Genomic DNA, 20,800 nt, shown 5'->3' on the forward strand with positions numbered 1-20,800 from the left:
ACGATAGAACGATTTCAACGTCAATCGTAGGATTCATAATCGGAGGTCGTCGGTAACGCCGCAGGAGTGTTTCCTTAGACTTGATTCATGGAGACCAGCAAGCGCCAAAAGTACGTTGATTACTTGGTGGGTGAACACGGATATGACGCCCGGGTAACACCATGGGGTATCTATATTGAATACCCCAATTTCGACGACAACGGCACGGCCGTCGTGAATTGGCGGGTTACGGAACACGAACTTGCTGGTTTGAACGGCATTCGAATGCCGAGAGGGTTTACCGGTGGCCAACAGTACGCATTTTCGGAATTGACAGCAGCTCTTCATGCATTCACTGGTTCACGCGGGACCATGCACGGGGCAAGTATGAGAATAGAAATAGATAACTGACAACGGCTACAGAGCCAAACCTCGACCAGTTATCAAGAACGTGATTTTGAGCCGAGTGCTCGATTCCGTTCGCGTGGTTGAGCTGGCGCTCGTGCCGCAGCAACGACTTCGCTCGAGAACCGTGGGGCTGGGTTGAAGTGATGTCCGGGTCTGGGAGGCATGAGCTCAGTTAATTCTGGGTGAGAAGTCCTGGCAACTGAGCCATGTCCGTGAACACGGCGGTGGCCCCCGCGGCCAAGAGGTTTTCCCTGGTGCTGCTGATAGGTCCGCCTGGGCAGTAGCCGAAGACCGTAGCTCCGGCCGCGACGCCTGCAGTTACGCCGGTGACAGTGTCCTCGATGACCGCTGCCTGGCTCGGATCGATTCCCAAGCCAGCAGCCGCTGCCAGATAGACATCCGGAGCAGGTTTGCTCCGCGCGCACTCCATGCCGCTGTAAACATGCTCGCCGAAGAATGGTGCCATTTTCGTCAGGGACAACTGCATCTCGACTTTTCCGCGGTCAGCTCCTGTGGCGCATGCAATTATGCCGTTGTAGTTTGCGGAGATGTGCTTCACGGCATCCAGAGCACCAGGTATGGCCTGCAAACCTTCACGTAGGGCAATATCTCGACGCTGCCTGAAGGCAGCGATCCACTGCTCATCAATTCGTACACCCGTATTCACAAAGATGGGTTCCCACTGGTCTTTCAGGGCCTTGCCGATGAAGATGCTGATGCATTCTTCCTGGCTGATGTTCCATCCCAACTCAATGAGCATTTCGCGGAGCACTGCGTTGGTGATGGATTCGGAATCGACCAACACGCCATCGCAATCGAACAGGGCGGCGGAGAATTTTGGACGCGACAAGGACATGGCTGGCTCTTCCTTCAAATGTGCGATTCGCTAGACTGCGGAGAATTCGTGAAGAATGCGGGCCAGAGGCGCCAGCTCAGGCTGTTCTTCGGCCTGTTTCAGTACGCGTTCCAACGTGGCATCGTGAATGGGCTTGGCTTTTTGATACAGCTCGTGGCCTGCGGGGGTCAGCTCGGTATAGATTCCACGACGGTCATCGGCGCACAGAACTCGCGAAAGCAGGTTGCGGTCTTCGAGCCGGGTGACCAAGCGCGTGGTTGCACTCGGGCTCAAGGCGGTGGCGCGGGCGAGCTGAGCCATGCGCATATGCCACCCATCCTGCCGATTCAAGGCGTCCAATAATGTGTACTCGACCACAGAAAGGCCGACCTGGGCAGTCAGATCCTTTTCCAGTGCGGCATCGATTAATCCGTGCAATGACGCCAAAGTGCGCCATCCGCGAGCACGGATTTCGACAGCATCATCTGCGATTCCCATGGTTCCTCCAACAAATACTTGCTTGCGCCTATTAGTTGCGTGTGCAACGATATTGACTATCGCGCAATAACAAGCGTGTGCAACTAATTTGTCCAGTCTATCAGGAGTATCGCTATGCCGCTCGGCCTTATTGCGTTAGCCATCGGTGCCTTCGGCATCGGGCTTACTGAATTTGTCATCATGGGCTTGTTGCCAGATGTGGCCGCCGACTTCGCCGTCAGCGAGGCAGCAGCTGGTTGGCTCATTTCCGGATACGCACTCAGCGTTGTGGTTGGTGCACTGGGGCTTACGGCGGCAACCATCCGCTTGCCGCGCAAGCCGGTGCTTGTCGGCCTGCTGGTCTTGTTTATCGTTGGCAACTCGCTCACCGCAATCGCTTCAACTTATGAAGTGGCCATGCTCGGCAGGGTCATCGCCGCCTTGTGCCATGGTGCCTTCTTCGGCATCGGCTCGGTTGTAGCTGCCGACATGGTGCCGGCCAACAAGAAGGCCGGCGCTATTGCCATCATGTTCACTGGCCTGACCGCAGCCAACGTCCTGGGTGTACCCTTCGGAACCCTGCTCGGCCAGCACTCAGGGTGGCGCTCGACCTTCTGGGCAATCTCCGGCATTGGCGTTCTGGCGCTCGTTGGGATTCTTGCACTGGTTCCGGCCATCAGGCACGCCGCCGAGGCAATCTCGCTGCGCAAGGAAATTGGCGCATTCACCTCGCTGCAGGTCTGGCTGTCCCTGGGCGTCACCATCCTGGGCTACGGCGGCATGTTCGGTGCCTTCACTTACATCGCCTACACCTTGACCGAAATTACCGGATTCAACGCAACCACCGTGCCTTGGCTGCTGATGCTCTTCGGAGTCGGCCTCTTCGCAGGCAACTGGATCGGCGGGCGCATGGCCGATAAGAGCATCGACCGCACACTGCTCTTCTTCATCTCCGCGCTGCTGGTGGTGCTTGTCCTCTTCGGATTCTTTGCAGGCAATCAGGTCGCCACCGTACTCGCTTTGCTGTTCATGGGCGGTTTCGGTTTCGGCACCGTTCCAGGACTGCAAAGCCGCATCATGCACTACGCCGGAGACGCGCCCACCTTGGCCTCAGGCGCCAACATCGGTGCCTTCAATGTTGGCAACGCCCTAGGTGCATGGGCCGGAGGACTCGGCATCGCGGCAGAACTCGGATACACCTCTCCGATCTGGATTGGTGCACTGATCACCCTCGTTGCGTTGCTCGTTATCGTTCTGGCCATGATCTTGGCCAAGAAGGCTTCAGTCGCATCGCCCCAGCTGGTCGCAGTCGGCTAATCCGCAGTTTTCCCCTCTCCCACAACCAATTTTTAGGAGCTAGGCATGGTTACCGCCATTCCAACCATCACCCTGAACAACGGCGTTGAAATGCCCCAAGTAGGATTTGGAGTCTTCCAGGTCCCCAACCAGGAAACCACCGACGCAGTGAGGTCGGCTCTCAAGGCTGGCTACCGCAGCATCGATACCGCCGCGATTTACGGCAACGAAGAGGGCGTCGGCAAGGCTTTGGCCGAGTCGGGCATTGCTCGCGAAGAACTGTTCATCACCTCCAAGGTCTGGATCGCCGACATGGGGTACGAACAGACACTTGAAGCCTTTGACGCAAGCCTGCGGCGCTTGGGCCTGGACTACCTGGACCTGTTCTTGATCCATTGGCCAGCTCCCGAAAAGGACCTCTACGTTGAGACGTGGAAGGCCTTTGAAAAGCTGTACGCAGAGAACAAGGTCCGTGCCATTGGCGTGTCGAACTTCCAGCCGGATCACCTGGACAAGCTGATCGCCGAGGGAACTATCGTTCCTGCCGTGAACCAGGTGGAATTGCATCCGGCGTTGCAGAACCGCGAGGTGATTGCCGCCAACGGGCAGCACGGAATTGCCACCGAAGCCTGGAGCCCGCTCGCTCAGGGAGCGCTGCTCGCCGACGAGACCATCCTGGAGATCGCGCAGGCCCATCAGGTGACTGCCGCCCAGGTGATCCTGCGCTGGCACCTGCAGCAGGGCCGGGTGGTCATCCCGAAGTCGGTGACCCCGTCACGCATTGCCGCGAACCTGGATCTGTTCGGCTTCGAGCTGTCCGTCGCGGAATTGGCATCCATTGACGCACTGGATAGCGAAGGGCGCACCGGCCCGCACCCGGAGACGTTCAACGGCTAGCGGCAGTTTCCACCAGGCCGTCCGTCCTGCGCATGGGGCGGGCGGCTGCACATGCTGCATTCAGGGCCTGGAGGCCATGCGGCGATCCAGTTCGTTGCGCACCTGCGGCCATTCGGCTTTCAGAATTGAGAACACCACGGTGTCCCGCAGGGACCCGTCCGGCATCCGCGAATGGGCGCGCAGCACGCCGTCCTGCTTGGCACCCAAGCGGCTGATGGCCATGCGTGAACGGAAATTCATCCAGTGCGTGCAGAACACCACGACCTCGCAATCCAGCGTTTCGAAGGCATGGTCCAGCAGCAGGCGCTTGCTTTCGGCATTGGTGCCTGAACCGTGGCTGCTGGCGGAGTTCCAGGTGTAGCCGATCTCCACCCGGGGCAGCACGAGGTCAATGCCGCAGTAGGTGGTCATTCCGATGATCCGGCCAGGCAGTCCGCTGACGGGATCATTGAGCCGGGTGGTGAAGGCCAGCATCGACCCTTCCGCCTGCAACGCAAGGCGCCTGCGGATTTCTTCGCGCATGTTCTCAGGACGTGGCACCGAGGTGTACCAGAGGTTCCACAACTCGCCGTCGCTGGCAGCCTGCACCAGACCGTCGTGGTGTTCCATGGACAACGGTTCAAGAGTGATATGGGCACAACGCAGGGTGAGTGGCTCAAGGGCATTCATGCCAATACTGTGCGCGCCGAAATACCATCGCGGCACCCCTGCGCTTCCGCCAGTTTCTGCGGTGGGATGGCATTGCAGGATCCGGGAACCGATTAGCCGGCGCTCTGCGGACGTTCCGCGGATGAAGCCGTGGAACGCATCATGCTGGCACCGCCTGCCGCCGCCAGAGCGCAGGCAACAGCCAGTGCTCCCAGGCCCAGCGGCAGGGTAGCCGCACCGGCCACCAGACCCACGAGGATCGGTCCGCCGGCATCTCCCACTTCGCGTCCGAGCTCGGCGCTGCCCATGGTGCGGCCCATGCGCTCTGTAGGCGTGGTAGCGGCCAAGCGTGCGAATCCGAGCGGGGTAATCAGGCCGACTCCCAGGCCGATTGCCGCCGCGCCCAGCAAGATCACCAGCAGTGACGGAACAGCCGCGAACAGCACCACCGCTGCAATCAGCAGGACCGCACCAGCCAGCATCAGGGTATTGGCCCGTGGCGGGGCGGCATCGTGGATCCGCCCGATCCGCGGCTGCACCACGGCCGAGATGACGGCCAGGATGCTGACGGCTCCCATGCCGAGGATCGGGTCGGCGCCGAGGCGGGCTGCGAGCAGCGGGATGAAGCCCACCGCGGCTCCCAGGATCGCGGTGGCAGCAGCCAACAGGAGCACCGGGCCAAGGAAGGCTGGTGCGGTGGATTGCTTCACCACGTCAGCTAGCGTGGCACGCTGCTTGGGCAGGACCGGTATGGAAGGCATGTGCAGGGCGGTCCACAGCGCTGCGCCCAGCGAGAGCACTGCCAGAACCAGGAAGAGCGCTGGCAGGCCAGCCCAGGTGATGAGGGCCGCTCCCAGTAGCGGACCGCCGGCATACCCGAGCCCCTTCCAGGAACCATATTTGCCGAAGTAGCGTCCGGCCAAGGACGGCCCGACCATCCGGGCTACGGCGGAAGAGGAAGCGGGGAGAAGCCTGCCGCTGCGGCTCCCTGAGCCAAACGCGCCATGGCGAGCAGCAGCGGGGAAGCAGCGAAGGCGCCGAGCAGCGAGGCCGCCGCAAATACCAGCAGCCCGCCCACGATTACCGGCTTCACCCCGATCCGGTCGCTCAGTGCGCCGAAGACCGGTTTCAAGATGACCTCGGCGATGTCGTAGGTCGCCAGGATGAGGCCAAGGGCGGCAAAAGTCAGGCCGAGATTATCGGTTTCGGTGCCCAGTGCCGCCGCGATGCCATGGGCGCCGAAAGCCGTCGTGAATCCTGCCAAGTACAGCGGACCCATGCCGCGTTTCTGATCAACCACGCCCCCAGCCTAACCACGGTGGCTTGGCGCGACGAGAAGAAACGCATGAATATATCGCTACGTTAGCTGCTGGAAATCATCGTGAAACGACTCATGGATATCGTGGGAACCATGACACTGACCATACGCCGTGCAGATTTCGATGATCCCCGATTGCCTGCTTTCCTTGCCGCTCATCGGGCCGACATGGCACCCCAGTCGCCTCCTGAGTCCCAGCACGCGCTGGACTTCGATGCGCTGAAACGTCAGGACGTCAGGTTGTGGGTGGGGACGGCCGCGGGCCAGCTCGCGGTCACCTGCGCATTGGCTCCATTGGTGCCGGGGCATGAAGAACTCAAGAGCATGCGCACTCACCCCGGGCTACGCGGGCAAGGATTCGCATCGCGGATATTAGAGCACGCTATCGCCGATGCCACCCAACGAGGCATCAAACGGATCTCGTTGGAAACGGGAGCCGCAGAGTTTTTCGCTCCGGCAAGAAAACTCTATGCCGTGAACGGGTTCGAGCCTTGCATGCCGTTCGGCCACTATGGCGAGGACCCGCACAGCATCTTCATGTCGCGTTCGTTGGCCCGTTCCGGATTGCAGAAAGTAATCGGCTAACGCGAAAGAGAATGCAGGGAGCGATCTCGGAGAATTAGCGACCGTTCCTATCTGATTCGAGACGGGATAGGCGATGCGAATCCCGAGTCCGCATGCTGCGGCAATCGACGTGAGCAAGTGCAGCGAGTCCGGCGCAGACCCATGCCATTGCGTATACATCGGAACGGTGTCCCGGGCATGCGTTGTGGAAGGCACAGGACAACGTGATGGACTTGTTCATGAACTGCCAGTCTCGGGTTTCGACTGTCCAAGTCCTTATGCCGATGCCGCTGTCGGCACGCCCGGCCGCGGTGACTAGCGCTCCGTAGGGAAGATTGCAACAGACCGGTATTGCTCTATGTGCAGCAGCTATTGCGTCATCGTACGGGGCAGGGTGAACGGACGGTAGCCAAAGACCAGGATCACCCGCTCTGCTCATGCCCGTGATGAAGTGCTGGCGGTTGCCGACCTGGGCAATAGCGAACCAGTCGACCCTATGGGCGTGGTGGTGAGAATCCTGAAGGGGCGGTGATGCCCCTGCGAAAATCCACATCGTCCAGTGTTCTCATTGAGGGCGGCAAAATTGAAGCGGCGAGTGAAATGGACGCGCTCACTTAGTCATGCTGCCAGAATGACGTCGATGAGATTACCGCCGTGCCCGTGGTGCTCACGCCGAATCGCTCTAGCGCGCAGCTGGGTGCAATGGCCAGATTCAAGGCACCCAAGCGGAGGTTCGTGAGCATCGTCCCAGGAAGCGGCAACCCCAGCCAAAGACCGGGAATTCCGGGTTGGCAATCTTTGGGGCATTCCTCGCGAACCCGGCTATCCCAGATCTGCTATGCGGTGTTGCAAGGGTTTGCGCGCTCGTGACCGGCTAGGCACCGACAAGCCCCTGGATGGCCTGCCGGATCGCCTCGATGACGTCCATGACTGGTTCTCTGTGGAGGTGCTCCGCACGAACCAGAACGTCGATTTGTCGACCGGCTGATAGGCCTTTGATTGGTCGTAAAGTCACTGTGTTGTCCAGTGACTTCCGTGCTGTATAGCGAGGCAGGATCCCGAGGCAGCCGCTGGCTTCAACCAGGGCTCCGGCGGTGGCGTAGTCATTGACCCGGTGCTCGATTCGCGGAGCTTGGCCGGCCAGTGCGGCAATGGTTTCCAGGACGTCTGCCGGCGAATAGCCCGAACGCGAAACGACCCAGGGCTCGTCGATGACCTGCTCGGGGGAGAGCTCCTTGAATTCGGCCAGCGGATGGTCCCGGTGGATTGCGACGTCCAACGGTTCGAAAGCCAGTGGTATGACGCTGATCCGGTCTTCTGGCCACGGGGCCGTATGCGGCATCCGGTGCGCCAGTACCAAATCGTACGTCGAGGTCAGGGCAGGAAAATCCTGCTGAGAGACGTCTTCGTCGGAAAAGCGCAGTGGTGGCAACTGGCCTTCCGGGTAGGTCAGCAGCGGGGCGAAGATGGTCTGCCCGATGGAGTGGAATCCTGCGATCCGGATGGGGGTGTCCCGTTCCTGTTCCTGGGTGCGGATTCTCGCTGAGACCTCTGCCAGGGTCGAAGCGACCGAGGCCGCTGCGGACGCCAGCAATTTTCCCTCTGCAGTCAGCACCAGCCTGCGTCCGTCCTTCTGGGTCAGGGGCGCAGGGAAGTTGCGTTGCAATTGCGCCAAATGCTGCGAGACCGCCGAAGGCGAGACGAAAAGGGCCTTGGCTACAGCATTAACGCTGCCCAGATCCGCGAGTTCACGCAGAATCCTCAACTGATGCAATTCCATGAAGTAAATACTAAATCGTTGGATCAGTAAATCAGTGATCTTCTAAGGTGTTACCTCTAGCTGTTGGGTGCGACACTTGAAGCGACCCCATGTCTGTCTTGCGCACAGCAGGTGCCCAATCCTAAGGAACCAGCATGAAAGCACTGTACAAGTCCGGCCCGCACGCGGGACTGGAACTCGTTGATCGCCCAGAACCGGAAACCGGCGCGCACGACGTGAAGATCCGCGTCATGACCGCTGGCATCTGCGGCACCGACCTGCACATCGAAGCCTACGACGATGCCGCCAAGGCCATGATCAACACCCCGCTGGTTCCCGGACACGAATTCTATGGCGAGGTCGTGGAGGTCGGCAGCTTCGTCCACGGTGTCAAGGTCGGCGACCGCGTCTCCGGCGAAGGGCATGTCGTGTGCGGGCTGTGCCGCAACTGCCGCGCCGGCCGCAAGCAGATGTGCATCAACGTCGACTCGGTCGGTGTCCAGCGCGATGGCGCCTTCGCCGAATACGTGGTCATCCCGGAAAGCAACGTCTACATCCACCGCGACGAGCGCATCACCCCGCTGCTCGGCGCCATCTTCGACCCTTTCGGCAATGCCGTGCACACCGCGCTGCAATTCCCGATGGTCGGCGAGGATGTGCTGATCACCGGTGCAGGCCCCATCGGCCTGATGGCCGCAGCAGTGGCCCGCCACGTCGGCGCCCGCAACATCGCCATCACCGATGTCTCCGAGCAGCGCCTGGAACTGGCCCAGAGCATGGGCATCGACCTGGCCGTGAACGTCGCGAACACCCGCATCAGGGAAGCGCAGCAGCAGCTGGGCATGGTCGAAGGCTTCGACTACGGCATGGAAATGTCCGGGCACAAGACCGCCTTGCCGGAAATGATCGAGAACATGAACCACGGCGGCAAGATCTGCATGCTCGGGCTGCCCAGCACCTCCATCGATATCAACTGGGGCAAGGTTGTCACCCACATGCTGACCCTGCGCGGCATCTACGGCCGCGAGATGTTCGAGACCTGGTACGCCATGAGCGCCATGCTCACCTCCTCGGAAGTGATGCGCGAGCGCATTGCCTCGGTGGTGACCGACTTCCTGCCGGCCACCGAATGGCAGCAGGGCTTCGAAGCTGCCCGCAGCGGCCACGGCGGCAAGGTCGTGCTCGACTGGACCGTTTTCCCAGGCTAAGAATTTCCCGGATCAACAAGGAGTATTTGCAATGTACACGGATCTCAAAGACCAGCTTGCCGCCGAACTGGACGAGCTGAAGTCCTCCGGCCTGTTCAAGGCAGAACGCCACATCGACTCGGCCCAGTCCGCGTCCATCCTGGCCGGCTCGCTGGGTGACGATGCACGGAAGGTGCTGAATTTCTGCGCCAACAACTACCTGGGGCTGGCCGATAACCAGCAGATCATCGACGCCGCCAAGTCCGCCATGGACGAGCGCGGCTTCGGCATGGCCTCGGTCCGCTTCATCTGCGGCACCCAGGACCTGCACCTGGAATTGGAATCCCGGCTCTCGAAGTTCCTGGGCACCGACGACACCATCCTGTTCTCCAGCTGCTTCGATGCCAACGGCGGCGTTTTCGAGTCGCTGTTCGGCAAGGAAGACGCCATCATCTCCGATGCGCTGAACCACGCATCGATCATCGACGGCATCCGCCTGTCCAAGGCCGCGCGCTTCCGCTATGCCAACCAGGACATGGCCGATTTGGAAACCCAGCTGCAGGCCGCCGCGCAGCTCAACGACGGGGCCGGTGCACGCCGCACCATCATCGTCACCGACGGCGTCTTCTCCATGGACGGCTACCTGGCACCGCTCGAAGCCATCTGCGATTTGGCCGACAAGTACAACGCGCTGGTCATGGTCGACGATTCCCATGCGGTGGGCTTCATGGGCGCCACCGGTGCCGGCACTCCCGAGCATGCAGGGGTCTCGGACCGCGTGGACATCTACACCGGCACCTTCGGCAAGGCCCTGGGAGGAGCCTCGGGCGGCTACGTCTCCGGCCGCGGCGAAATCGTCGCGATGCTGCGCCAGAAGGCCCGCCCGTACCTGTTCTCCAACTCGCTGGCCCCGTCGATTGTCGCCGCGACCCTCAAGGCGCTGGACCTGGTGGTGGATTCCGGTGACCTGCGCGAGAAGCTCCTCGAGAACGCCGCTCACTTCCGCCGCCGCATGACCGAAGAGGGCTTCGAGCTGCTCGACGGCGAGCACGCCATCATCCCGGTGATGTTCGGCGACGCGGTCAAGGCCGCAGAGGTGGCAGGCAAGATGCTGGAACAGGGCGTCTTCGTGACCGCCTTCAGCTTCCCGGTGGTGCCCAAGGGCGCCGCGCGCATCCGCGTGCAGCTCTCCGCCGCGCATTCGGCCGAGGACATCGAGGCTTGCGTGCAGGCCTTCGTTGCCAGCCGCTGACCAGCTCGGTTGGCCCGGCGCCGTGTTTCAATAGGGATGACGAGTTGGCATAACCAAAGGCGGAGGACTCATGGCTACCAGGGATGATGTGGCGCGCTTGGCCGGTGTATCTCCCAGTACCGTGTCCTACGTGATCAGCGGCCGACGCACCATTTCCGAGGCGACCAAGGCCAGAGTCGTGGCGGCCATGCGGGAGCTGAACTACACCCCGGATGCCTTTGCCCAGGGCCTGGCCGGATCCCGCCGGGGGATCCTTGCCCTGCACTTTCCCACCAGCGTGGACGGCTATTCCTCCACCGAGTTCGAATACGTCACCGCCGCCATGGAGCGTGCCCGCGCGCTGGGCTACCACATGCTCTTATGGTCCAATCCGATGACCGATGTCATGGGATTGGAAAGCTTGGTCGGGCAGAAGCTGGTGGCCGGGGTGCTGCTGATGGAAGTGTCGATCAATGACCCGCGCTTCGATGTCCTGCGGCGCGCGGGCATACCTTTCGCTTCCATTGGCCGTCCCGATGACAATGCCGACCTGTCCTATGTCGATAATGATTTCGCCGAGGCCGGGCGCATCGCGGTGGACTACCTGGCGAATCTCGGCCACCAATCCATCATGTACATCAACGTCTCCGTGGAAGACCAGGAGGCCGGTAACGGTCCGGCCATCCGCACGACCCGCGCCATCTCTGAAGCCGTGCGCCTCCGCGGCATGTCGATGCAGGAAGTCCCGGTGGAAAACAACGCGCGCGGCGGACGGACGGCGTTGGATGCCTACCGGGACCTGCACCCGCGCCCCACGGCGGTGCTGGCGCTCAAGGAATTCGCCACTGCCGGTTTCGTCAACGCCGCTGGCATGGCGTCGTTGCGCATCCCAGAAGACATCTCGGTAATTGCATTGGGTGTCGGCGATCGCTCGGCCGAAATGGTAGCCCCGGCACTGACCACGGTCGCCCCACCGGGCGAGGCGGTCTCCCATGCGGCGGTGGACGCACTGGTGCAGAAAATCGAAGGCCGTTCCCAGGGTGCCATGCAGCAGCTTATCGCGCCGCTGATGACGGTTCGCGACAGCACCGGCCCGGCTCCGCGCTGAGCATCCCACGACAATCTCTGGACGATCTACTTCCAGAGGTGTTGACGCGCGTCGATGACCTGCGTCACTATAGAGAGGATCATTCGTGCCAGGCCGCTTCACTCGGCAAGGTACTAGTCAACGTGGAGGGCATCATGAAGAAAGCACAACGCACGCTGAAGCTCGCGCCGGTTATCTCGATGGCAGCTATCGGCATGCTCCTGGCCGGCTGCTCCGGCGGGACAGACCCCAATGACCCCAACGCCTCCGGAGGCGGCGCAGCCCAGGTGGGCGAAGCCGACGGTGTCGTGGACATCTATGGCCCGGTCACCGGCATCGAAGCGGAACTGCTGGAAAAGTCGTGGGCCAAGTGGTCCGAGGAAAACGGCATCAAGATCCGCTACACCGGAGACAAGAACTTCGAATCCCAGATCGGGATCAAGGTCCAGGGCGGCGACACCCCGGATTTGGCAGTCTTCCCGCAGCCCGGCCTGCTGCACGCCACCGTGGCACAGGGCAAGGTGCAGCAGCTGCCCGAAGCAGTGCAGGCACAGCTGCAGAGCAACTGGTCCGAGGACTGGCAGAACTACGGCAAGGTCGATGGCGTGCAGTACGGGGTGCCGCTGATGGCCAGCGTCAAGGGCTACATCTGGTATTCGCCCAAGCAGTTCGAGCAGTGGGGCGTGAGCGTGCCTGAAACCTGGGATGAGATGATCGCCCTGGGCACCGAAATCTCGAAGAAGACCGATGAACCGGCTTGGTGTGCCGGATTCGCATCAGGCGAGGCATCGGGGTGGCCGGGCACCGACTGGATCGAGGACGCGGTGCTGCGCCAGTCCGGGCCCGAGGCCTACGACAAGTGGGTTTCCGGCGACCTGGAATTCACCTCGCCTGAAATCACCAGCGCCTTCGAGTCCGTCGGGAAGATCCTGCTCGACCCCGAACAAGTCAACGCCGGATATGGCGATGTGAAGTCGATCAACGCCACCGCCTTCGGCGATGTCGGTACGGCAGTGGCCAAGGGAACCTGCCCGCTGACCCACCAGGCCTCCTTCCTGGAAGGCTATGTCCTCGATTCCAAGAATGCCGATGGCGAGAAGGCCACCGTGGCACCTGACGGAGATGTCTGGGCCTTCGTCGCACCTCCAGCCAAGGCCGATGACCCGGTATCCATCGTCGGCGGCGGCGAATTCGTCGCAGCTTTCTCCAACGATGAAGAGACCGCCAAGGTCCAGGAATACCTGGCCAGCGCGGATTGGGCCAATAGCAGGGTCTCGCTCGGCGGCGTGATCTCGGCCAACTCCGGGCTCGATCCAGCGAACGCCAGCAGCGACCTGCTGCGCTCCGCCGTTGAACTGCTGCAGGATCCGAACACCACCTTCCGCTTCGACGGGTCTGATCTGATGCCCAAGAGCGTGGGTTCCGACTCCTTCTGGAAGGGACTGGTGGACTGGATCGACGGCAAGCCGACCGAGGAAGTGCTGGAGAACATCCAGTCCGGTTATGACTCCTAGCCACCAACTTGCAAGCCGCCAACGGCCGGGAATCCCGGCCGTTGGCGAGAAGACAGGAGCCTGAGACCATGACCGAATTCTTCCAATGGCTTGCCGGCGTCCCGCCGCTGATCCAGGTGCCGGTGGTGCTGCTTGCCTTCGCGATCCTGATCGCGGCGATCCTCGGCTTTGTCGAGATAGCAACCAATGGCGGACGCGCATTCGCCGTGGTGCGCTTCCTCGCCGCGGTCGTGGTTCCGGCAGCGATCCTGCTGGTCCTGGGGCTGTACAACTCGGTGATGTGGGTGGCCGCGCTGGCCGCCGTGCTCGGCGCGGTGCTGTTCTTCGCGGACCGGCGCTCGCGGCACGGTGCCGGCTCGCTGCTGCAGCTGACAGGGTTCCTGGCTCCGGCCATGCTGCTGCTCGCCATCGGGTTGATCTACCCGACGATCCGCACCGCCATCAGCGCCTTCATGGCCAATGACGGGTCGGGCTTCGTGGGCCTAGGGAACTTCCGCTGGGTATTCACCAGTCCCGATGGCCTGACAGCCCTGCTCAACACCCTGGTCTGGGTTCTGGTGGCGCCGGTGGTTTCCACCATCATCGGCTTGGCCTATGCGGTGTTCATCGACAAGAGCCGCGGCGAGAAGTTCTTCAAGCTGCTCGTGTTCATGCCCATGGCAATTTCCTTCGTGGGCGCATCGATCATCTTCAAATTCTTCTACGACATTCGCCAAGGCGACCAGATCGGCGTGCTCAATGCGATCATCACGGCATTCGGCGCCAAGCCGGTCGACTGGCTCGGGCTCGAACCGTGGAACACGTTGTTCCTGGTGGTCATCCTGATCTGGACACAGGCAGGATTCGCCATGGTGATCCTCTCCGCTGCCATCAAGGGCGTGCCCGCAGAGCAGCTGGAGGCGGCGGCCCTGGACGGAGCCAGCCCGTGGCAGCGCTTCGCCAATGTCACCCTGCCGGGGATCCGCTCCACGGTCATCGTTGTCTTGACCACGATTTCCATTGCCTCGCTCAAGGTCTTCGACATCGTCTCCTCGATGACCGGCGGCCGCTCGGATACGACGGTCCTGGCCTACGAAATGGTGCGCCAGTTCCAGCTTGGGGCCCGTACCGGTTACAGCTCGGCCCTGGCCGTCATCCTGTTCATCCTGGTGCTGCCGATCATCATCTACAACGTCAGGCAGCATAAGAAGCAGGGGGTCATGCGATGAGCACCGTCGGCGAATCCACTCGGCGCCTGATGGCGGCCACCGAGAAATCCAGCGGGAAACTGCGCAAGGCCACGACCTCCCGCGGCGCCACCATTGCGGCGTTCATCATTGCCGCAGTGTGGACCATCCCCACCTTCGGGTTGTTCGTCTCCTCCTTCAGGCAGGCTGATGACATCAAGACCACGGGCTGGTGGACGGCCCTGTCCAACCCGTCGTTCACGCTGGACAACTATGTGCAGGCCTTCGCCTCCGGCGACAGCCTTCCGCTGTCCAAGGCCTTCCTGAATTCACTGGTCATCACCATTCCGGCGGCGATTGTGCCGATCCTGATTGCCAGCTTGGCTGCCTACGCGTTCGCCTGGATCAACTTCAAGGGACGCAATACGCTCTTCGTGCTCATTTTCGCCCTGCAGATCGTTCCGATCCAGATGGCGCTGGTGCCGCTGCTCCAGCTCTTCTCGGACGGGGTGAAAATCGGCGGGCTGTATATCCTGCCAGGCTTGGGCGTCAACGGATTGGATGGCGCCTACGCCAAGGTCTGGATTGCGCACACGATCTTCGCCTTGCCCTTGGCGATCTTCATGCTGCACAACTTCATTTCGGAGATCCCGGATGAGGTCATCGAGGCCGCGCGCGTTGACGGAGCCGGGCACGGGAAGATCTTCTCGAAAATCGTCCTGCCCTTGTCGATGCCGGCCATTGCTTCCTTCGGAATCTTCCAGTTCCTCTGGGTGTGGAATGACCTGCTGGTGGCAACCGTATTCACCTCGGGTGGGGAATTGCCGATTACCAAGGCGCTCCAGGACCTCTCGGGTACCTATGGGCAATCCTGGGAGCTGCTTACCGCAGGCGCGTTCATCTCGATGATCATTCCGCTGGCGGTGTTCTTCGCGCTGCAGCGGTTCTTCGTGCGCGGCTTGCTGGCAGGCGCCACCAAGGGATAAACCTGCCCTGAAACAAGGCACAAGGGTGCCCGTCTGAAATTTCAGACGGGCACCCTCTTGTTTTGCCCCGCAGGCGGCAAGCCATAGGTAGGCTCGTGCCTGAAGGATTGGAATTACCACGAAGGCGGAGCGCTCATGGCAACCTTGTTGCTTACCAACATCGGACAGCTGACGACGGTTGACGCGAAAGGCAGCGTGCTGGAAGACGCCGCGGTGCTAATCGAAGATGGCCTGGTTGCATGGGCCGGCCACATGGCGCAGGCACCAGCAACGGCGCACGAGATCGATTTGGGCGGCCGTGCGGTGCTGCCCGGCTGGGTTGATACCCACAGCCATCTGATTTTCGGCGGCGACCGCGCCGAAGAATTCGTGGCCCGCATGGCAGGCCAGACCTACGCCGCCGGAGGCATCGCGGTCACCACCTCGGCCACCGGGCAGCTCTCCGACACGGAGCTGGCCGGCGTTGTGGCCGAACGCCGCCGTGAAGCCCTGGCCATGGGCACCACCTGGATGGAAACCAAGACCGGCTACGGGTTGACACTGGAAGAAGAGACCCGGCATTCCGTGCTCGGCAAGCCGCTGGTGGATTCACTGACCTTCCTTGGCGCCCACCTGGTTCCGGCTGGTTGGGATGCCGAGGCCTATACGGATTTGGTCACCGGACCGATGCTTGATGCGGTGGCAGGCAACGTCGACTTCGTCGACGTCTTCTGCGAACGCGGTGCATTCACCGAGGATCAATCGCGCCGGGTTCTGGAAGCCGCGCAGCGCAAAGGGCTGGCGACCAAGGTCCATGGAAACCAGTTGGGCCCCGGCCCGGGAGTGAAGCTGGCCGTAGAATTCGGCAGCCATTCGGTAGACCACGTGAATTACCTGGATGAAGGGGACTACAAGGCGCTCGCCGACAGCTGGGCCGGTTGGGATGCCTCGGCGCGTTCGGGCAAGCCGGGCACGGTAGCTACCTGCTTGCCCGCCTGCGACCTGTCCACCCGGCAGCCGCTTGCACCGGGCCGCGAACTGCTTGATGCAGGCGTGCGAATCGCGCTGGCGAGCAACTGCAATCCGGGGACTAGCTACACGAGCAACATGAACTTCTGCGTTGCTACGGCGGTGCTCCAGATGAACCTGTCCCTGGCTGAAGCCATCGAGGCGGCAACCTACGGAGGGGCGCTTGCACTCGGGGTTGCCGATCAGGTGGGATCCATCGAGGTCGGCAAGCGCGCAGATCTGCATGTGCTTGACGCTCCGGTTGCGGCGCATCTGGCGTACCGCCCCGGAATGAACCTGACGCATAGTGTGTATCGTGCGGGCGAACTCGTTGATCGACTTACGTGATTCCTCGGAAGCTGTTCTTCCAAAGGAGACATGATCCGGCCACCGGTGGGATAGAGCGATCATCTCGATTTTTAAAGTAGTTGGCTACGAAGTACCGTTCGATTTCAGGAAACGATTTCCGGAGTTGCAGAGCTTGTGCCCAATCCGGTAGCGGCTAGAGTTTCGAAGGGAATTACGACATTAGGAAGGCAAGACGAATATTCCGTCAGGCATCCCGAACCCGGACCGTTGCGCAGTCCGCGCATACACGCTCACGGACCACAGAGAGTCTGAACCGTAGGGGCCTAAATGCCAGTCCGCAAATCGGTGTACGAGCTTCAGCGAGGTTCCTTTGAGAATATCGGTCTGGTCCGTGGGGCCGCCATGGGCGTTGCTGGTGGTCCCAACGATGAGTACTCCATTTGAACGGATCACCCGATCGGCAAAATCGAATACGCTTCGCAGTTCGCCACGTGAAATGAAGGCAGGCACATTTCCGGTCATCAATATGGCGTCGTACTGTTCCGGCAGCGAATGCTCGTTGAGTGCACCCAAGCTCAGCTGGTCGGCTGATAACTGTCTGAACCAGCTTCCATCGAATAGGTCTTTTGCTACATCCAGAACTTGGGGCGTTGGATCTACGCCATAGGCATCATGTCCGCAGCGACGCAACGCATTGACGGTATTGCCAATCCCGCAACCGATATCGAGAATTCGTGAATTACGAGGAGAGAGCATGTCCGCGAAACGGGCAACTACGTCCAGATCAATCCCGTCCATTGTTTGAGCACGCATTTTCGCCGCGTATGAATCGTAGTTGGGGCCCATATCCACAGTTTTGCATGGATACAGGATCTGAACGACTTGTTTGCGCTAGTAGGCTGAAAATATAGCTCCGAATTAGGCATTCATGATAGACAAGACCTATGGCTAATACTGCTTTTAAGGGAACCCCTGTACAGACTATTGGTGATCTGCCAGCCGTTGGCTCGCAGGCTCCAGCTTTCACTCTCACCGACACCGGCCTTGCAGATGTCACCAGCGAATCGCTGGCTGGCCGTCGCGTTGTCCTGAACATTTTCCCGTCGGTTGATACCGGCGTTTGCGCTGCCAGCGTGCGTCGCTTCAACGAACTGGCTGCCGGCCTGGAGAACACCACCGTCGTGTGTGTTTCTGCTGACCTGCCATTCGCACTGGGCCGCTTCTGCGGTGCCGAAGGCATCGAGAATGTTACCGCTGGTTCGGTCTTCCGTTCCGACTTCGGTTCGGACTACGGAGTCACCCAGGTCGATGGACCACTGGCTGGCCTGCTGGCCCGTTCGGTTGTTGTGCTGGATGAGGACGGGAAGGTTGTTTACAACCAGATCGTCCCGGAGATCACCACCGAGCCTGACTACGATGCAGCTATCGCAGCCCTGAGCTAAGCAAGCATTGCACCCGATACGGTGAATGAGAGCCCGCCTGACAACATTCAGGCGGGCTTTCTTTACGCTCCAGATGGCTTGCTCATCGGCGGGTCAGGCCAAATTGCTTCCTATCCATTGATTGATTGCGCTGCAGTGAGGATGCGCGGACCAATCTTGCGCATGAGCTTGCCCATCTTCGGGTTGTCCGAGCGCGAGAGCGTATCCGATAACCGTTCAAGGCTCATGAGACCCAACCAGATTTTGGCCCGGTGCGCTTCCTCAGAGTTGGGAGCAATCAAATCCACCATTTCCAAACCATGCCACAGGCTCAGGTACGCGGTGTTCAAGGCAGGGTCCCACGCTGCTGCGAGGTCCCAATCCAAGATGCCAATCAGCTTCTCGTCAATCCAGTGCATGTTGTGGCCAGCCAAATCACCATGCACCAGTCCCGCTGGAACCTGCGCCAGAATATCGAGCTGATCCCAAAGTGCGGTTGCAGGAGCTCGAAGTTCCTCGGGCAGCGCATCGAAGCATTGCTGCTGCCGGGCTTGGGTCCATTCGCCACGGAATGAAAACGGTTTGGCCAGATGAGCGCTGATCTGTTCCAGCGGCACCTCGGCCAATTCCTTCACCAGCTGGCCCAGCACCTTTGGATCCCCGTAATGAGGCTCATGCGCGCTTCCGGGGATGAAGGACATGGCAACTGAGCTGAGCCCGTCGACATGCAGGATCTCGGAGACCGCCACCGCGATCTGATAGTTGAGCTGGCTTTCCAGCAAAGACAGCAGCTCGACGGTTCGCGGCATCTGTTCGGTCGCCGCTGGCGTGCGCGCCATGCGAATCACCGCCTGCGGATTGCCAATGACCACCTTGTGGAATTGTCCGCCTTCATTCACGGCCGCATCTTCCCACGAAAGATCGGGGCAGAGCTGGCGGGCGATTTGCAGTTCTCCACTCGTGGCAGGACGACTCATTCGTACCCTTCTCGTTCAGCTCGCTGGTGGTCTCACCTTCAGGCTATCGTAGGTTTGCCACGTGGCTACTCAGTACGCGCACAGCCAGATCGGCCTATGATCGAGAACGTGAACGCTGAACAAATTGAGCCGACGGCAACCCGCAGAACCCTCAGGTTCGAGATCATTTTGGTTCTCGCCCTGTCCTTGGGGCAGAGCGCGGTCTACTCGCTGCTGAGCTTTGCGGATAAAGTCACCAGGGCACCGTTGCGTGATCAGACGACATCGCTGAACAACCCGCTGAGCACACGCGAGTTCTTTGATTTCACCTACCAGCTTCTGGACATTGTCTTCGCGCTGGTGCCCGTGGTGCTGGCACTCTATCTGATGAAGCGCACGACCGGCCGAACCATCCGTGACATCGGCTTCGACATGCGACGTCCGGGCAAGGACACGATGCTCGGGGCGGGGCTGTTCCTGGCCATGGGCGTGGGGACGCTGGGCGTCTATGCTGCCGGACGGGCACTGGGCGTCACCACAGCACTGTCAGCAGCCAATCTCGGTGATTATTGGTGGAGCGTCCCCGTGCTGCTGCTGTCGGCTGTACGCCATGCAGTGCTCGAAGAAGTGCTGATGCTCGGCTTCCTGTTCACCTATGCCAAGAAGCTGAAGCTGGGACTGTGGAGCACCATTATCGGTTCTGCAGTGCTCCGCGGCAGCTACCACCTCTACCAGGGCGTGGGGCCGATGATCGGTAATATGCTCATGGGCATCGTCTTCGGCTGGGTGTACCAGAAGTACGGCCGGGTGATGCCGCTGGTCATCGCCCACTTCCTGCTCGATGCTATCGGCTTCGTCGGCTACGGGCTGATTGGGCCTGCCATCGGAATCGGCCAGTAGTGCCCGAAGGCCTGCGCCAGCGACGGAAACGCCATTAACGAAAAAGGTAGGTGGGGACGCCATTGTCCCCGCCTACCTGCGTTCGTTTCCGAGTTTCCTACAGCACCACGGTGCCGGACTCGGTTTCAAAGGTTACCGACATGATGCCCGGAGTGCCATTCGGCGCTTCATATTGCATGGTGACGGCGCCCAAATTGACGTTCTGCGGCTGGCCCAGCCAATCCAGCACCCGATCGCGTGAGCCGGCGATGGAGATCTGGCTGATCTCGCCGACAGGCTCCAGCGCCTTGGACGGATGCAACGGCTCGGAGCCTTCATCCCAGGAAATCAGGTACGGGACCTGCGGATCAGCGATCAGGCCCTTGATGCCGATTTGCTGCCAGGTAAGTTCGCGGCCATCCGGGAACTTGCGGTTCCCCGGCACGGACTTGCGGCCCAAGCGGTCTTCGGCACTGGATAGATCCTCCACCGAGACGCACCATCCCATCCATCCGCCGCCGAGCTCCGAGCGGGCGCGCACGGCCTGGCCGAAGGGAGCCTTGTCGCTGGCCGGGTGGTTCAGGACTTCAACCACTTCCAGGTACTGGCCATGCTTGAGCGGGAAGATGACATTGCGTGTTCCGAATCGTGGATGCACGCCGCCCTTGACGAATTCCAGTCCCAGGGACTCGGAGATTCTTTCAGCGGTTGGCAGCAGCCCGTCCGGGCCGCAAGCATAACTTACGTGATCTAGCCTCATCATGTGCCCATCATGGCAACATGTGATGCGAGTCTCTACTTAGGCTCCCCTAAGTGGGCTGATGTTATCGAATACTCTGCGGAAAATCTGCGGAATTCGCGAAATATGACCGATTGAGTCCAATCCTGGTCCACTG

At 60.9% G+C, this 20,800-nt stretch carries 20 protein-coding genes and 1 pseudogene; 13 read left to right on the plus strand and 8 right to left on the minus strand.

Features of this window, described 5'->3' with window-relative positions; genetic code table 11:
• Window positions 1-87 precede the first annotated feature (87 nt).
• Window positions 88-390 carry a hypothetical protein gene (locus tag BKX98_RS07115; RefSeq protein ID WP_073706688.1) on the plus strand — a complete coding sequence of 101 codons (303 nt, stop codon included), beginning with the start codon at window positions 88-90 and terminating at the stop codon, window positions 388-390.
• 169 nt (window positions 391-559) lie between these two features.
• Here BKX98_RS07115 and BKX98_RS07120 read toward each other — a convergent pair whose 3' ends face one another.
• Window positions 560-1,243, minus strand: a complete 684-nt coding sequence (locus BKX98_RS07120; RefSeq protein WP_038989797.1) for an HAD family phosphatase — start codon at window positions 1,241-1,243, stop codon at window positions 560-562.
• Between the two features lie 30 nt (window positions 1,244-1,273).
• Window positions 1,274-1,720: a MarR family winged helix-turn-helix transcriptional regulator gene (locus BKX98_RS07125; RefSeq protein WP_038989796.1), complete on the minus strand. Its 447-nt coding sequence runs from the start codon at window positions 1,718-1,720 to the stop codon at window positions 1,274-1,276.
• Between the two features lie 114 nt (window positions 1,721-1,834).
• Between BKX98_RS07125 and BKX98_RS07130 the strand changes: the two genes are divergently transcribed.
• Both BKX98_RS07130 and BKX98_RS07135 read left to right on the plus strand, forming a co-directional pair.
• On the plus strand, window positions 1,835-3,016 hold the full coding sequence (locus BKX98_RS07130; RefSeq protein WP_073706689.1) for an MFS transporter: 1,182 nt from the start codon (window positions 1,835-1,837) through the stop codon (window positions 3,014-3,016).
• Window positions 3,017-3,061: 45 nt separating this feature from the next.
• Window positions 3,062-3,892 (plus strand): aldo/keto reductase, encoded by an 831-nt coding sequence (locus BKX98_RS07135; RefSeq protein ID WP_073706690.1) that lies wholly within the window; start codon window positions 3,062-3,064, stop codon window positions 3,890-3,892.
• A gap of 60 nt (window positions 3,893-3,952) precedes the next feature.
• Here BKX98_RS07135 and BKX98_RS07140 read toward each other — a convergent pair whose 3' ends face one another.
• Window positions 3,953-4,561 carry a GNAT family N-acetyltransferase gene (locus tag BKX98_RS07140; protein ID WP_073706691.1) on the minus strand — a complete coding sequence of 203 codons (609 nt, stop codon included), beginning with the start codon at window positions 4,559-4,561 and terminating at the stop codon, window positions 3,953-3,955.
• Between the two features lie 92 nt (window positions 4,562-4,653).
• A pseudogene (locus BKX98_RS07145) lies at window positions 4,654-5,819 on the minus strand (MFS transporter).
• Window positions 5,820-5,933: 114 nt separating this feature from the next.
• On the opposite strand from BKX98_RS07145, the gene BKX98_RS07150 reads away from it, so the two are divergent.
• Complete coding sequence (locus BKX98_RS07150) at window positions 5,934-6,443, plus strand: GNAT family N-acetyltransferase (protein WP_073706692.1); 510 nt, start codon at window positions 5,934-5,936, stop codon at window positions 6,441-6,443.
• An 853-nt stretch (window positions 6,444-7,296) separates the two neighbouring features.
• On the opposite strand, the gene BKX98_RS07155 is transcribed toward BKX98_RS07150, so the two are convergent.
• Window positions 7,297-8,202, minus strand: a complete 906-nt coding sequence (locus BKX98_RS07155) for a LysR family transcriptional regulator (protein ID WP_073706693.1) — start codon at window positions 8,200-8,202, stop codon at window positions 7,297-7,299.
• A 134-nt stretch (window positions 8,203-8,336) separates the two neighbouring features.
• On the opposite strand from BKX98_RS07155, the gene tdh reads away from it, so the two are divergent.
• The 7 genes from tdh (at window position 8,337) to hutI (ending at window position 16,687) form a co-directional block, all read left to right on the plus strand.
• The gene (gene tdh, locus BKX98_RS07160; protein WP_038989792.1) at window positions 8,337-9,389 is read left to right on the plus strand and encodes an L-threonine 3-dehydrogenase; all 1,053 of its coding nucleotides are present in this window, start codon (window positions 8,337-8,339) and stop codon (window positions 9,387-9,389) included.
• 31 nt (window positions 9,390-9,420) lie between these two features.
• Window positions 9,421-10,620 carry a glycine C-acetyltransferase gene (locus BKX98_RS07165; RefSeq protein ID WP_073706694.1) on the plus strand — a complete coding sequence of 400 codons (1,200 nt, stop codon included), beginning with the start codon at window positions 9,421-9,423 and terminating at the stop codon, window positions 10,618-10,620.
• Between the two features lie 70 nt (window positions 10,621-10,690).
• Entirely contained in the window at window positions 10,691-11,707 is a 1,017-nt protein-coding gene (locus BKX98_RS07170; protein ID WP_073706695.1) for a LacI family DNA-binding transcriptional regulator, read from the plus strand.
• 134 nt (window positions 11,708-11,841) lie between these two features.
• Window positions 11,842-13,200, plus strand: a complete 1,359-nt coding sequence (locus tag BKX98_RS07175) for an ABC transporter substrate-binding protein (protein WP_073706696.1) — start codon at window positions 11,842-11,844, stop codon at window positions 13,198-13,200.
• 68 nt (window positions 13,201-13,268) lie between these two features.
• Window positions 13,269-14,408, plus strand: a complete 1,140-nt coding sequence (locus BKX98_RS07180) for a carbohydrate ABC transporter permease (protein ID WP_038989787.1) — start codon at window positions 13,269-13,271, stop codon at window positions 14,406-14,408.
• Window positions 14,405-15,352 carry a carbohydrate ABC transporter permease gene (locus BKX98_RS07185; RefSeq protein WP_038989785.1) on the plus strand — a complete coding sequence of 316 codons (948 nt, stop codon included), beginning with the start codon at window positions 14,405-14,407 and terminating at the stop codon, window positions 15,350-15,352. Before BKX98_RS07180 ends, BKX98_RS07185 begins: the two co-directional genes overlap by 4 nt.
• Before the next feature lie 135 nt (window positions 15,353-15,487).
• Window positions 15,488-16,687: an imidazolonepropionase gene (gene hutI, locus BKX98_RS07190; RefSeq protein ID WP_073706697.1), complete on the plus strand. Its 1,200-nt coding sequence runs from the start codon at window positions 15,488-15,490 to the stop codon at window positions 16,685-16,687.
• A gap of 180 nt (window positions 16,688-16,867) precedes the next feature.
• Here hutI and BKX98_RS07195 read toward each other — a convergent pair whose 3' ends face one another.
• The gene (locus tag BKX98_RS07195; RefSeq protein WP_073706698.1) at window positions 16,868-17,494 is read right to left on the minus strand and encodes a bifunctional 2-polyprenyl-6-hydroxyphenol methylase/3-demethylubiquinol 3-O-methyltransferase UbiG; all 627 of its coding nucleotides are present in this window, start codon (window positions 17,492-17,494) and stop codon (window positions 16,868-16,870) included.
• A 98-nt stretch (window positions 17,495-17,592) separates the two neighbouring features.
• Here BKX98_RS07195 and tpx point away from each other — a divergent pair, with 98 nt between their 5' ends.
• On the plus strand, window positions 17,593-18,090 hold the full coding sequence (tpx, locus tag BKX98_RS07200; RefSeq protein WP_066139500.1) for a thiol peroxidase: 498 nt from the start codon (window positions 17,593-17,595) through the stop codon (window positions 18,088-18,090).
• A gap of 110 nt (window positions 18,091-18,200) precedes the next feature.
• On the opposite strand, the gene BKX98_RS07205 is transcribed toward tpx, so the two are convergent.
• The gene (locus BKX98_RS07205) at window positions 18,201-19,046 is read right to left on the minus strand and encodes a phosphotransferase family protein (protein WP_073706699.1); all 846 of its coding nucleotides are present in this window, start codon (window positions 19,044-19,046) and stop codon (window positions 18,201-18,203) included.
• Between the two features lie 96 nt (window positions 19,047-19,142).
• Here BKX98_RS07205 and BKX98_RS07210 point away from each other — a divergent pair, with 96 nt between their 5' ends.
• Window positions 19,143-19,925, plus strand: coding sequence for a CPBP family intramembrane glutamic endopeptidase (locus BKX98_RS07210; protein WP_073706700.1), 783 nt, complete (start codon window positions 19,143-19,145; stop codon window positions 19,923-19,925).
• Window positions 19,926-20,022: 97 nt separating this feature from the next.
• Here the strand turns inward: BKX98_RS07210 and BKX98_RS07215 are convergent, their stop codons facing one another.
• Entirely contained in the window at window positions 20,023-20,667 is a 645-nt protein-coding gene (locus BKX98_RS07215; RefSeq protein ID WP_038989778.1) for a VOC family protein, read from the minus strand.
• Window positions 20,668-20,800: the final 133 nt, after the last annotated feature.

Source organism: Glutamicibacter sp. 0426 (assembly GCF_001906485.1).
Lineage (GTDB): Bacteria > Actinomycetota > Actinomycetes > Actinomycetales > Micrococcaceae > Glutamicibacter > Glutamicibacter nicotianae.